This is a genomic window from Nonomuraea sp. ATR24, from assembly GCF_041950485.1.
GTDB classification, from domain to species: Bacteria; Actinomycetota; Actinomycetes; order Streptosporangiales; family Streptosporangiaceae; genus Nonomuraea; species Nonomuraea ceibae.
On record NZ_JBGNUU010000005.1, the window covers coordinates 460,289 to 472,997 of the forward strand.

Consider the following 12,709-nt stretch of genomic DNA (forward strand, 5'->3'; position numbering starts at 1 on the left):
AGCGGCGACTTCATGGCCTACCTGCCTGTAGGCGTCGACCACGGCCATACCCCGGTCGAGCTCTGCTACGAGGACTACGGTGACGGTCGTCCCGTGGTCCTGCTCCATGACTGGCCGCTGTCCAGACATATGTGGGCGGCACAAGTGCCCGCGCTGGTGGAGGCCGGGTATCGCGTGATCACCTACGATCGCCGGGGATTCGGCGACTCCACCCGTCCCTGGGGCGGCTACGGCTACGACAACCTGGCCGGCGATCTCCGCGCGATGCTCGAGGGGTTGGAGCTGACCGACGCGACGCTGGTGGGAGCGGGGATGGGCGCGGCGGAAATCGCACGCTATCTCACCCGGTACGGCCCGGCAGGGATCGCGGGGGTCGTCCTGGTGGGGGCCGCGCTGCCGTACCTGTATCGCTCCTACGGCAACCCGCAGGGCCCCTGGACCCCCGAGCACTTCGACCATCTCAGGGCGCGGCTCGGCACCGACAGGTTCACCATGATCGACTCCTACGTGACCCGGATGTTCCGGGCCGGCGCCCGCGTACTGCTGAGCGACCTCCACCGCGGCCACTACCGCGACCAGGGAGCCGCGGCGTCGCCGCAGGCGCTCGACGCCGGGCTGGCGACGCTGGCGCGCAGCGATCTGCGCGCCGAACTCGCCCTGCCGGTGCCGGCCCTGATCATTCACGGTGAGGACGACGAGATCGCCCCGTTCGCGGCCACGGGCGCACGCATCGGCTGCGCTGACGTGGAGGTGATCCAGGGCGCGCCGCACGGCTGCCAGGCCACGCACCCCCTGCGCTTCAACCGCACGCTGCTCCGGTTCCTTGCCGGCAGCTGACGCGGCGAGCACTTACCGAGCCTGATCGCGACCTGTTCCGGCTGGATGACCGCGTGGACGACGCCCCCTCCACCGTGTCGCTCATCACGCACTCCTTCTCATGGAGATGTCGGCGGCGAGAAACCCTTCCAGCTCGGCCAGGTCGCCGGTCCGCGTCGCATCGAGAAACACCTGCACGAGGCGCTGATACTCGGTGATGTCCACCGGTCTGCGCCGCCCGGTCTCGATGCGTTCGCGGGCTCGCCGTACGAGCTGCCGCGCATACGCCGCGTCCAGGTGAAGGACCTCGGAGATGCGTCGGTAGGGGTAGTCGAAGGCCTTGCGCAGGAGGTAGGCGGCCCGCTCGGCGGGCGACAGCTTCTCCAGCAGCACCCGGACCGCGAGATCTACGGCCTCGTGCTGCTCGGCCGCCGAATCGGGACCGGCGCTGCCCTCGTTCCTTTCGGCCAGCCAGGGGCCGGGGAACGTCTCACGGCGCATGCGCGCGGACTGGACGACGTTGAGAGAGAGCCTGACGGTGGTCTTCGCGAGGAACGCGGGCGCGTTGACGATGGCCGAGCGGTCGGCGCGCTCCCACCGCAGCCACGCCTCCTGCACCACGTCCTCGGCCTCGCCCGCGTCCCCGAGATAGCGGTAGGCGATCGCGAAGAGCCGCGGTCGTGTGGTGATGAACGCAGCTTCGCGGTTGACGTTCTCCGTGAAATGGCCGATGGGGATCATTCGTCTCTCCAGCTGAGGGCCTGCATCAGTCGGATCCCAGCAAACGCCCGACGAGGTCGGACGACATCGCACGGATGCTTGACATCCGGGCGGGACGCCAGGCGGCGATGCCGGCCCGCGCGTCGCAAAGGGGCTGTGCGATCTCAAGTCTTCGTGCGATGTCCGCCGGCCGCCGTGCCGGAACCGTGGAGCATGCACCGGCAGAGGAGGTCGCCGGCGCACCCGGCACCCTCACCGGCCGTGATTCATCCCTTAACGAAAGGTCTCGTCATGCGTCATCGACCGTCCATCTGGCAGAACTCCGCCGCCGCTCTCGGCCTGGCCGCCGTCACGCTGTCCACCGCTCCCGCCATGGCCGGCACCGCCGAGGGCACCCGGCCCACGGTGGTGCTGGTCCACGGCGCCTTCGCCGACGCAAGCAGCTGGGACAGGGTCACCGCCCAGCTGCAGCGGCGCGGCTACCCGGTCGTAGCGGCCCCCAACCCGCTGCGCACCCTGTCAGGGGACGCCGCCTACATCGCGAGCATCCTCAAGGGCATTCCCGGCAAGGTGATCCTGGTCGGCCACTCCTACGGCGGCGTCGTGATCACCAACGCCGCCCGCGACGCCGACAATGTGAAGGCCCTGGTGTACGTGGCGGCGTTCCTGCCGGACAAGGGCGAGAGCACGGAGACCGTGCTGGACCCTGAGAAGTTTCCCGGCAGCCTGCTCGGCCCGGCCACGCTCGACCAGCGCCCGTACACCGACGCGGCGGGCGAGGGCGTCGACCTGTACATCAAGCCGGCCAGCTTCCCCGCGGTGTTCGCCGCCGACCTGCCCGCCGACACGGCCCGGCGGATGGCCGTGGCCCAGCGTCCCTTCGGGGTCGGCGCCTACACCGGCGTCTCGGGCGCCCCGGCGTGGAAGAAAATCCCCAGCTGGGTCATCGTCAGCGGCGAGGACAAGGCCATCGCGCCCGCAGGTCAGCGGTGGATGGCCGCGCGGGCCAAGGCTCGCACCATCGAGGTGAAGTCCTCGCACGCCATGTCGCTGAGCCACCCGTCCGTCATCACCGACGTCATCGTCGACGCCGACCGCCGTACCCGTTAACAGCCGGAGAGGGCCGGCCTGCCCGTCGTCGCGGGCGGGGCGGCCCTCCGGCGTCGAGCACACAGGTGGCGACCATGGACATCGAACCGAGGCTGACACTCCGCTGGGCCGACCACGGGGCCTGCGCGAACAGCGATCCCGACCTGTTCTTCCCGCTCACCTGGGACGGCAGGCCCGCCCCGCACACCGCCCTGGCCCGGCGGATCTGCATGAGCTGCCCGGTGCGCGTGCCCTGCCTGACCTGGGCCGTCGAGACCGGCGAACCGGAAGGCATGTGGGGCGGCACCACACCGGACGAGCGTCGCCGCATGCGCTCCAAGCGGCTCAAGAAGACCGGCTGAACTGTCGCCGCCCCATCTCGTCAAGAGATCCGGATCACCGCGACGGGGCAGGTGGCGTGACGGAGGACTGTCTGGCTGACCGAACCCTGCAGAAGTGCGCGGAGCCCATGACGCTGGTGCGAGCCGACCACGAGCAGGGACGCCCCGGAAGCCGGGCCCACCAGCGCCTTGCCTGGGCGGCCGGTCAGCCTCTCCTGGCCGACCGTGACCGACGGGAAGCGCTCACGCCACGTCCCCAGAGCGCGTTCGGGCACGGCCGGCCCGTCGCCGGTATGCGCCAGCGTCAGGGCATTCGTGGTCCGTGAGGCATGAGCGAAGGCGAACGCGAGCAGCGCCTCGCTCTCGTCATGGTCGTCGATGCCCACCACGACGGGCCCCTTCGGCGTGACGTGCCCGTGCACGACCACGACCGGGCAGGCGGCCTCGGCCGTGAGCCTGGCGCCGACGGAGCTCAGCAGCAGGCTTCCGACCTCGCCGAGGCCGCGACTGCCCACGACGAGCAGCCCTGCCTGGTGGGACCGGCTCAGCAGCGCGTTGACCGGCACGGCCTCAGGAAGACCGGTGGTCACCTCGATGCCGGGCGCGACCGCACGCGCACGCGTCACAGCCGTGTTCAGGATGCGTTCGGCGTCGTGCCGGAGGCCGCCCTCAGGCGGGCCTCCCGGTGCAGGGCCGAGAGGCACTCCGAGCAGCGGCCAGATGAAGGCATGGAGGATCTCCAGCGGCCGACGCCGGCGTTCTGCCTCGGCGGCGGCCCACTCCACGGCTCGCAGGCCGTCCTCGGAGTCGTCCACACCTACGACTACAGCGCTCATCGCTGTTCCTTTCTCGTTGGCCGCCGGTTGTTCGACGAGCTTTCCTGTGGCCGAGACCTCGCGCATGAGCGCGGCGATCCCGGTCGTCCACGCCCGGTGTCCTCGGTCACTCGGGGCCGGCATGGCGTGCCGCCGTCCTGGCCGCGATGGCCGTCGGCCAGATCGCGACGGCGACCAGCAGCACACAGCTCGCCGAGATCACCGCGACCACGCCGGCCACGCCGATCCAGGGCGTCGCGAGCGGCAGCGCCAGGACGACGACGCAGTCCACAAGCGCCGCCCTGGGCGGGATGACGGGCCTCGCGAGGACCAGCGCGTGCGTCACCTGCAACAGGAGGAGATATGCGCAGACCGGGATGGCGACCGCGTAGCCGAGCGCCATGGGCGATGCCGCGACCTCCTGTCCGCTCTGTTCCACCGCCACTTCGAGCCCGGCGCCGAGGGCGGCAAGGGCGGCGAAGACGCCGTAGTGGCCGTATCCCCACAGGTACGACCGATGACGGCGATCGCTGAGGCCCCCACCCGCCTGCACCAGGAAGTACAGCCACCACAGCGCGAACAGCAGAACGAGGCCGGAACCCGCGATGACGACGAGGGCGCCGCTGATCCCGCGGGCTCCGAGCGCCCCTTCCACTCCCCTGCTCGCCGCCAGCACGCTCTCACCGAGCAAGATGATCGTGAACAGTCCGTAGCGCTCGGCGATGTGGTGCGGGTGCCACGTGGTGGGCCGCACCCGTTCCGCCCACCGCGGCACGGCGAGCTCCAGGACCACCAAGCAGACGAAGATCGGCAGCCCTGACGAAGCGGGCAGCCCACCCTTCTCCACCAGGAAGAACCGGAGGATCCACGCCAGTTGCAGGACGGCGATGCCACCGGCGTAGCGCAGCGCGGTGCGCCGGCTCGCCCGATCCTCGACTGCGGCCCGCAGCCATTGGGCGACGAGCCCCACCCTCATGATGAGGTAGCCCAGCGTGACGATGCCGAAATCAGCCTCGCCGGCCGCGGCGGGCACGCCGGCGGCCAGCACCAGCACCCCGGCCATCTGGAGCATGGTCAGCAGCCGGTAGGCGACGTCGTCGGTGTCGTAGGACGAGGCGAACCAGGTGAAGTTCATCCACGCCCACCAGATCGCGAAGAACACCTGCAGGAACGGGAGCAGCCCGGCCAGGCCGTGACCGTCCGCGAGGTCGTGCGCGAGCCGCGCGGTGACGGCGGCGACCGCGATCACGAACGTGAGGTCGAACAGGAGCTCCAGCTGGCTCGCAGCGCGGTGCGGCTCGTCGACAGGGCGAGCGCTCATCCTGACCCTGATGCGGATGGTGGTGTTGGCCGGTGGCAAGGTCGCGCTCCTGTCGCTCCGTGAGTCTGTCCCGCTAGCAAGACCGGGCAGCGCTTCGTTCTGTGACAAGAGAAACGAGCAAGGGCTCAGGCAGTGGCCTCGTGCGGGAGGATGTCCTCAACGGCCGGACCGCTCATCGTTCCTCCGAAGGCGTCGGCATGGACGGACGTTCCGGCCGGCGGCGCCGCCAGTGCCGTTCGAGGGCGGCGGCGACCTGGGCGGGCCGCTGCAACACCGTCCAGTGGTTGCAGTCGAGCTTGAGCACGCGTTCCGCCCTGACAGCCCGGCCCAGTTCGTCGGCGAACCCGACGGGGCAGGCAGGGTCGCGGGCTCCCCAGAACACCAGGCCGGGCGCGGACATCCTGCCCAGTTCCGGTTCCCACTCGCCGCCCATCCGCACGGCGGAGCGGTAGAGCTTGAGAATGCTGTCCTGCATCAGCGTGTCCACGTACCGCGCCGTCTCCTCGGCCAGGTCGGCGGGGACCTCGAAGCCGGTGACGAGATCGGCCGCGAAGCCGTCGGGCGTCAGCCCTGCCATGAAGCGCTCCCCCTCGACCGGGTCCTGCCAGATATTGGCCAGCGGATGCCACGTGTATCGAGCGCTGATCGGGCCATTCCCGCCGGCCCAGGTACGTACCAGGTCGGGACGGAGAGAGGCGACCCGGGCGGTGAGGATGCAGCCCCAGTCGTGACCGACCAGATCGACCGGCTCGCCGAGCTCCTCCAGTCGGCTGATCAGCCAGTCGGCGTACTCCTCCTTCGTGCTGCCGAAGCCCTCGGGCCGTGGAGCGCCGAACCCCGGCAGGTCCCAGGCTTCCACGTCCGTACGCGTCAGGTACCGGCGGACACCCGACCAGAGACGATGGGTGTCGGGGACGCCGTGGATGAGGACTACCGGCATGATGCGTCACCCCTGGTCTGGATGGCGGCGACCGAACGGCCGGGACCCGCCGCGCCACTCTCCACGTCGGGCAGCGGGTGGGCCGCGCCGTGGACCAGAACGATGACGGGCCGTTTTCTCGTGATCATGAGCATGCCCTTTCAGGTGTCAGGGTGGTGGTCCGCACCTCAGCGGCTCCGCGCCTGTGACGTGCTGGAGGCCGAGGCCACGGCGGACGAGGCCGGGCTTCACAGCTTGGACCGGACAGCCGGCCGAATCTGTGACAGTGCCGAGCGGCGGCCTTGTACACGGAACACATGAGCGCGCGGCGAGCCGGTCCCGGCAGGTGGTTCCGGCGATTCCTCTGATTCCCCGCCTCGCCCGCCTGTCACAGATCAAGGTGGCCGCCCGGTCCAAGCGGAGGAACCGATCCGGTTCGCGGCGAAAGGGATAGATCATGAACATCACGGATGGCGCACCGCTGCGGGACGTGGCCCGTCCAGCCCTGCCGATGGACAGTGCGCCGCCCGGGCGGGAGCCGGGTGAGCGTCGTTTCGGGCTCGTCACGGCGTCTGCGCTGGTGGTCGGTTCGGTCATCGGAACCGGAGTGTTCGCCCTTCCGTCCGCCCTGGCGGTGTTCGGCCCGATATCGCTGGTGGCGTTCGTGCTCGTCACGATCGGCGCGGTCGCGCTGGCGCTGGCGTTCCGCGGCCTCGCGGCGCGGCTGCCGGCCGCAGGCGGCCCCTACGTCTACGCCCGCGACGCATTCGGCGAATTCGCCGGGTTCCTCATCGCCTGGAGCTACTGGATCACCGCTTGGGCCGGGAACGCGGCGATCGTCGTGGCGTGGGTGGGCTATGTCGAGGTGTTCTGGAACACTGGGCACGAGATCGGCTGGTCGATCGCGATCGCGCTGGCCGGGCTGCTCCTGCCGGCGCTGGTCAACCTCTCGGGACTGCGCAGCTTCGCCGCGTTCCAGGTCGTCGCGACCGTCTTGAAGTTCATTCCGCTGGTGTTCATGGCCACCATCGGCCTGCTGTTCATCAACACGGCGAACTTCGGCGAGTTCAACGCCAGTGGCGGCTCCTGGCTCGGCGCGATCAGCGCTGCGGGAGCCATCGCCCTGTTCAGCTACCTGGGCATCGAGACCGCGTCTGTCGCCGCGGCCCGGGTCAGAGACCCCAGGCGGAACGTCGGCCGGGCAACCGTGCTGGGCACCCTGGCCTGTGCCGCGGTGTACATCCTCGGCACCGTCACCGTCTTCGGCACCGTGCCGCACGACCGCCTCATCCGCTCCGCCGCCCCCTTCACCGACTCGGCGAACGCCATCTTCGGCGGACAGTGGGCGGGGGCGACGGTCGCCGTCGCGGCCATCGTGTCCGGCTTCGGGGCACTGGTCGGCTGGACGCTGATCGTGGCCGAGATGCCACGGGCGGCGGCGCGGGACGGCTTGTTCCCGGCCCGCTTCGCCCGGCAGAACCGGTCCGGGGTGCCCGCGTTCGGAATCATCGTCTCCACCCTGCTGGCCGCAGGACTTACCGTCATCAGCTACACCAGCTTCGAGCAGGTGTTCATCGCTGTCGTGCTCTTGTCGGTGCTCACCTCCGTCGTCCCGTACCTGCTGTCCGCCGCGGCGCAGCTGTACTGGCTGATCGTCGACGGCAGGCGATCGCGGACCGGGCATCTTGTACGTGACGTCACCGTCTCAATGCTCGCCCTGGCGTTCGGGTTCTGGGCTCTCGCCGGGAGCGGCTACCAGGCCGTCTACTACGGAACGTTCTGCCTGCTGCTCGGCGTGCCGGTGTACGTCTGGGTCAAGGCCCGCCGCGGCGTCTACGGCGAGGCCCCGGCGGTGACACGATGACAGCGACCGGCCAGGACACCGCCCTGCGGATCGGCGTCCACTCCGAGATCGGTCGCCTGCGCGAGGTCGTCGTGCACCGGCCCGGGCGAGAGCTGGATCGGCTGACCCCCGGCAACGCCGCTGAGATGCTGTTCGACGACGTGCTCTGGGCCGACCGCGCACGCCACGAACACGACGAGTTCGTCGCGGCGTTGCGCGCCCGCGGCGTGCGGGTGCACCTGTTCGCCGAGTTGCTGGCGCAGGCGCTCGCGACCGACGCCGGCCGGCGCTTCGCCGTGAACCGCGTGTGCACTGATCAGCGGTTCGGACCGGCGCTGGCCCGTGAGCTGCGGGCGCTGTTCCTGGACACTGACCCGGTCGTGCTGGCCGGCCATCTGATCGGTGGGGTGCTGAAGTCGGAGATCGACCTGCCCCGCGTGGCCAGCGTGGCGTGGCACAGCCTCGACGATGACGGTTTCGTGCTCGCCCCGCTGCCCAACACGCTGTTCCAGCGCGACAACGCGGCCTGGATCGGCCGGGCCGCCGCGGTCAACCCGATGGCCAAAGCGGCCAGAAACCGGGAGTCCATCAACACTCGCACCGTCTACCGGCACCACCCGCTGTTCGCCGGCGCCGACTTCGTCACCGTCTACGGCGACGACGACCTGCCACACGCCCCGGCGACGCTGGAGGGCGGCGACATCCACGTCATCGCCGACGGCGTCGTCATGATCGGGATGGGCGAGCGCACCACGCCGATGGGCATGGAGATGCTCGCCAGGCGGCTGTTCTCCGATGGCCACGCCCGCCGCGTCCTGGCCGTCGAGCTGCCCAAGACCCGCTCGACGATGCACCTGGACACCGTGCTCACGATGGTCGACGTCGCCACCTTCGTCGCCTACCCCTACTTCGACCAGGCCGCGGCCCGGGTCTGGCTGCTCACCCCTGATGGGCGCGTCCGCCGCAGGACGGGGCTGGCAGCCGGACTGTGCGAGGCGATCGAGGACGACGGCGTCCGTGTGCTGACCGCGTCGGGAGACCGGCGTGAGGCCGAGCGTGAGCAGTGGAACGACGCCGACAACTTCCTGGCAGTCGCTCCCGGCGTGGTGCTCGGCTATGAACGCAACACCGCGACCAACGCCATGCTGCGCGACCACGGCCTGGAGGTCATTCCGCTGGCCGGCAGCGAACTCGGCCGTGGCCGCGGCGGCGCCCGCTGCATGACCTGCCCCATCCTGCGTGACCCCGTTTCCCTCACTGCGAAGGAGTCGCCGTGACCCGCCCGTCCTCGTCCGGCTCGTTGCTCACCGTGACCGGCCTCGGCCGCACGGGCTTCCTCGAACTGCTCGACCGCGCCGCGGCGCTGAAGGAGGCCAAGCGGGCCGGACACGAACGGCCCGAGCTGACCGGACGCAACATCGCCCTGGTCTTCGAGAAGGACTCCACCCGCACCCGATGCGCGTTCGAAGTCGCAGCCTACGACCAGGGCGCCCACGTCACCTACCTCGGGCCGTCGGGCTCGCACCTGGGCCGGGAGGAGAGCGTCGCCGACACCGCGCGGGTGCTGGGCGCGATGTTCGACGGGATCGAGTTCCGCGGGTTCGCCCAGGAGACCGTCGAGGAGCTGGCCAGGCACGCCGGCGTCCCGGTCTGGAACGGGCTCACCGACCAGTGGCACCCGACCCAGATGCTCGCCGACGTCCTGACCATGCGCGAACACCAGCCGGGCGACATCGAACGGATCAGCTACTGCTTCACCGGCGACGGGCGCGGCAACATGGCCCGGTCGCTGCTGATCACCGGGGCCATGCTCGGCATGGACGTGCGGATCGCCGCGCCCGCCGAGCTGAGCCCACCGGAGTCGCTGGTGCGACAGGCCGAACGCCTGGCGCAGGAGAGCGGCGCCCGGGTGACGGTCACCGACGATCTCGCGGTGGCGCTTGACGGCGCCGCCTTCGTCCATACCGACGTGTGGGTCAGCATGGGCGAGGCCGACGCCGAATGGGACCGGCGGGTCCCGTTACTCACCCCCTACCGGGTCACGGCGGAGGCGATGGCCGCCACCGGACGCCCCGACACGCGCTTCATGCATTGCCTGCCTGCCGTCCACGACACCAGCACCACGCTCGGCAAGCGGATCCACGAACGTCACGGACTCACCGGGGCCGAGGTCACCGACGAGGTGTTCGCCTCCCCCGCCTCCATAGTCTTCGAGCAGGCGGAGAACCGGTTGCACACCATCAAGGCCGTGCTCGTCGCGTCACTGGGAGCCTGACATGCTGCTGGTCGTCGCGCTGGGCGGGAACGCCCTGCTCGAACGAGGCGAACATCCCGACGACGAGGTGCAGCGACGGCACGTGCGCGCCGCCGCCCGCGCGCTGGCGCCGCTCGCCGCCGAGCACACGCTGGTGCTCTGTCATGGCAATGGGCCGCAGATCGGGATGCTGGCCGCCGAGAGCGAGAACGACCCGGCGCTGGCCCACCCGTTCCCGCTCGACACGCTCGGCGCCCAGACCCAGGGCATGATCGGGTACTGGCTGGCGCGGGAGCTGGGCAACGCGGGCATGGTCCGGCCAGTCGTCACGATCGTCACGCAGACCGAGGTCGACGCGGACGATCCGGCGTTCCGCGCCCCCGCGAAGTTCGTCGGCCAGGGATACCCGGAGCCGGTGGCCCGGAGATTCGCGCGGGAGCACGGGTGGACCGTCGCCCGGGACGGCCCGGCCTGGCGCCGGGTGGTGGCGTCCCCGTCGCCGCGCCGGATCGTCGAACTCCCCACGATCCGGCGCCTCGTGGCCACAGGCACGACCGTCATCTGCGGAGGCGGAGGCGGCGTTCCGATTCTCGCCGTGGGCGGCGGGCGGTTCGAGGGTGCGCAGGCCGTCGTCGACAAGGACCGCACGGCGGCACTGCTGGCGATCGAACTGAACGCCGACCGCCTCGTGATCCTTACCGACGTCGACGCCGTCCGCCGCGACTTCGGCACTCCACGGGAGCGGCCGCTGTCCACCATCGACGTCGGCGAGCTGCGCACGATGCCCTTCCCTGACGGGTCGATGGGGCCCAAGGTCGACGCGTGTATCCGGTTCGTCACGGCAACCGGGCGGGCGGCGGCGATCGGCGCGCTGCGGGAGGCGTCCGCGGTGCTCGCCGGCACGGCGGGAACCACCATCACGACATCGACCGGCTCGGCAAGCGCGCCAAGGCGAACACGATGAGCACAGCGGCGTACACCCGTGGGCGAGACCGTGGGCAACGGTGTCAGCCCTGAGACAGCGGCCGATCCGGCGCTCCAACTGTTGGCCGAATGATCAGCGGACGGGTGCGATTTCCTGAGGGCGGTGGGTCAACCGCTGAGCACCGCCCTCAGGTTCACAGCTCTGACCGGCGAACGATGCCGCCGGGTGTGGGCCGTAGGGTCTATGACGCTTCCTGCCGGGCTGGTTGCCCGGCCCCTGCGATCTTGTCGTGCAGGCCCTTGAGCGCGGCAACATAGATTTCCGAGAAGGCGGGGAACGGTTGGATGGTGTCGCGCAGCACGTCCAGCGGGATCCGGGCGCGGATCGCAAGGGTCGCCTGCTGCAGCCACTCGCCCGCCTCGGGGCCGAAAGCGCAGGCGCCGGTGAGCACATGGCCGTCGCTGAACAGCGCGAGGAATCCGTTGGATTCCTCGTAGGCTCGGGTGTACGTGGCGGTCTTGGCCACCTCGGAGAGAGGAACGGTGGCGCTGAACCGCGCCTCGACGTCGCCGACCGATGCGGCCTGCGGGTCGGTGTAGACGACGCGGGGCACGGCCGTATAGTCCGCCTCACGACGCGTGCCGAGAATGTTGTCCGCAACGACCTCGCCCTGGTATTTGCCGACGTGGGTCAGCATCCATAGGCCGGTGGCGTCGCCGACCACCCAGAGCTTCTCGGCGGCGCGCAGGCGCCGATCGACGGGGATGCCATGGCCGTCGGCGCTTACCCCGACCGTCTCCAAGCCGAGGTCGTGCACGCGTGGGCGCCGCCCGGCGGCGACGAGCAGCTTGTCGCCGCGCAGCTCTTGACCGTCGTCGAGGGTGAGAACGTAGTCCTGGCCGTCGTGCCGGGCACCGGTGACCTGCGGGCCGAGCACGATCTCGACCCCGTCGCGGCGAAGGACCTCGCCGAGCGCCTCGCCAAGTGGCGCGGGCTCGCGCGGCAGGACATGCCGGCTCCGTGCGGTCAGGACCACCTCGCCGCCCAGACGCCGTACCGCCTGGGCCATCTCCACGCCGACGGCACCGCCGCCGAGTACGAGAAGCCGCCGCGGCACCGCCTTCATACCGGTCGCCTCGCGGCTGGTCCAGACGCCCGGCAGTTCCCGCAGGCCCGGGACGGGAGGAATGACGGGTGACGCGCCGGTGGCGATGACGATGTGGTCGGCGGTGTGGCGAACACCGTTCACCTCCACGACACCCGGCCCGGCGAGCCGGCCGGTGCCACGCAACAGGTCGATGCCCTTGGCGGCCAGCCACCGCTGCTGGCCCGCGTCGGAGTAGTCGGACACCATGAAGTCCCGCCAGGCCAGGGCTCGCTCGGCGTCGACCTCGGCGGTGGCGGCCGCCTCCCGCGCTCCGTGGACCGCCTCGCCCGGACGCAACAGCGTCTTGGACGGGATGCAGGCCCAGTAGGAGCATTCCCCGCCGACCAGTTCCCGTTCCACGAGCGCGACGCGCAACCCACCGTCGGCCAGGGCGCCGACACAATGCTCTCCAGGCGATCCGCCACCGATCACGATGACGTCGTAATTGCTGCTCATCTGTCTGTCTCCTCGCTTGTTCCGATACGGGGTGTGCGACGCTGCCGGGTGTTCATGGGCGCG

12 protein-coding genes are annotated in these 12,709 nt (G+C 70.5%); 7 read left to right on the forward strand and 5 right to left on the reverse strand.

All coding sequences use genetic code 11. The annotated features are described in order from the left end of the window. Positions 1–12: 12 nt before the first annotated feature. Positions 13–837: an alpha/beta hydrolase gene (locus tag ACBI99_RS16465; RefSeq protein WP_357584826.1), complete on the forward strand. Its 825-nt coding sequence runs from the start codon at positions 13–15 to the stop codon at positions 835–837. Between the two features lie 84 nt (positions 838–921). Here ACBI99_RS16465 and ACBI99_RS16470 read toward each other — a convergent pair whose 3' ends face one another. Continuing rightward, entirely contained in the window at positions 922–1,557 is a 636-nt protein-coding gene (locus ACBI99_RS16470; protein ID WP_219499268.1) for a sigma-70 family RNA polymerase sigma factor, read from the reverse strand. Between the two features lie 270 nt (positions 1,558–1,827). On the opposite strand from ACBI99_RS16470, the gene ACBI99_RS16475 reads away from it, so the two are divergent. Beyond that, a complete protein-coding gene (locus ACBI99_RS16475; protein ID WP_357584828.1) occupies positions 1,828–2,646 on the forward strand; it encodes an alpha/beta hydrolase in 819 nt (272 codons plus the stop codon). A 74-nt stretch (positions 2,647–2,720) separates the two neighbouring features. Further along, the gene (locus ACBI99_RS16480) at positions 2,721–2,987 is read left to right on the forward strand and encodes a WhiB family transcriptional regulator (protein ID WP_219499263.1); all 267 of its coding nucleotides are present in this window, start codon (positions 2,721–2,723) and stop codon (positions 2,985–2,987) included. Between the two features lie 20 nt (positions 2,988–3,007). Here the strand turns inward: ACBI99_RS16480 and ACBI99_RS16485 are convergent, their stop codons facing one another. From ACBI99_RS16485 to ACBI99_RS16495, 3 genes are all read right to left on the reverse strand, one after another. Next, the gene (locus ACBI99_RS16485; protein WP_375072625.1) at positions 3,008–3,802 is read right to left on the reverse strand and encodes a universal stress protein; all 795 of its coding nucleotides are present in this window, start codon (positions 3,800–3,802) and stop codon (positions 3,008–3,010) included. 106 nt (positions 3,803–3,908) lie between these two features. After that, positions 3,909–5,102 carry a low temperature requirement protein A gene (locus ACBI99_RS16490; RefSeq protein ID WP_246643626.1) on the reverse strand — a complete coding sequence of 398 codons (1,194 nt, stop codon included), beginning with the start codon at positions 5,100–5,102 and terminating at the stop codon, positions 3,909–3,911. Positions 5,103–5,274: 172 nt separating this feature from the next. Then, entirely contained in the window at positions 5,275–6,042 is a 768-nt protein-coding gene (locus ACBI99_RS16495; RefSeq protein WP_219499255.1) for an alpha/beta fold hydrolase, read from the reverse strand. Positions 6,043–6,478: 436 nt separating this feature from the next. Here ACBI99_RS16495 and ACBI99_RS16500 point away from each other — a divergent pair, with 436 nt between their 5' ends. From ACBI99_RS16500 to ACBI99_RS16515, 4 genes are read left to right on the forward strand one after another with little or no spacing between them, the layout of a single operon-like run. Beyond that, entirely contained in the window at positions 6,479–7,885 is a 1,407-nt protein-coding gene (locus ACBI99_RS16500; RefSeq protein ID WP_357584833.1) for an amino acid permease, read from the forward strand. Continuing rightward, a complete protein-coding gene (locus ACBI99_RS16505) occupies positions 7,882–9,141 on the forward strand; it encodes an arginine deiminase (protein WP_246643624.1) in 1,260 nt (419 codons plus the stop codon). Before ACBI99_RS16500 ends, ACBI99_RS16505 begins: the two co-directional genes overlap by 4 nt. Positions 9,142–9,164: 23 nt before the next feature. Beyond that, positions 9,165–10,139: an ornithine carbamoyltransferase gene (gene argF, locus ACBI99_RS16510; RefSeq protein WP_281426704.1), complete on the forward strand. Its 975-nt coding sequence runs from the start codon at positions 9,165–9,167 to the stop codon at positions 10,137–10,139. Position 10,140: 1 nt separating this feature from the next. Further along, entirely contained in the window at positions 10,141–11,082 is a 942-nt protein-coding gene (locus tag ACBI99_RS16515; RefSeq protein WP_357584835.1) for a carbamate kinase, read from the forward strand. A 202-nt stretch (positions 11,083–11,284) separates the two neighbouring features. Here the strand turns inward: ACBI99_RS16515 and ACBI99_RS16520 are convergent, their stop codons facing one another. After that, on the reverse strand, positions 11,285–12,646 hold the full coding sequence (locus tag ACBI99_RS16520) for an NAD(P)/FAD-dependent oxidoreductase (protein ID WP_219499242.1): 1,362 nt from the start codon (positions 12,644–12,646) through the stop codon (positions 11,285–11,287). Between the last annotated feature and the right edge of the window lie 63 nt (positions 12,647–12,709).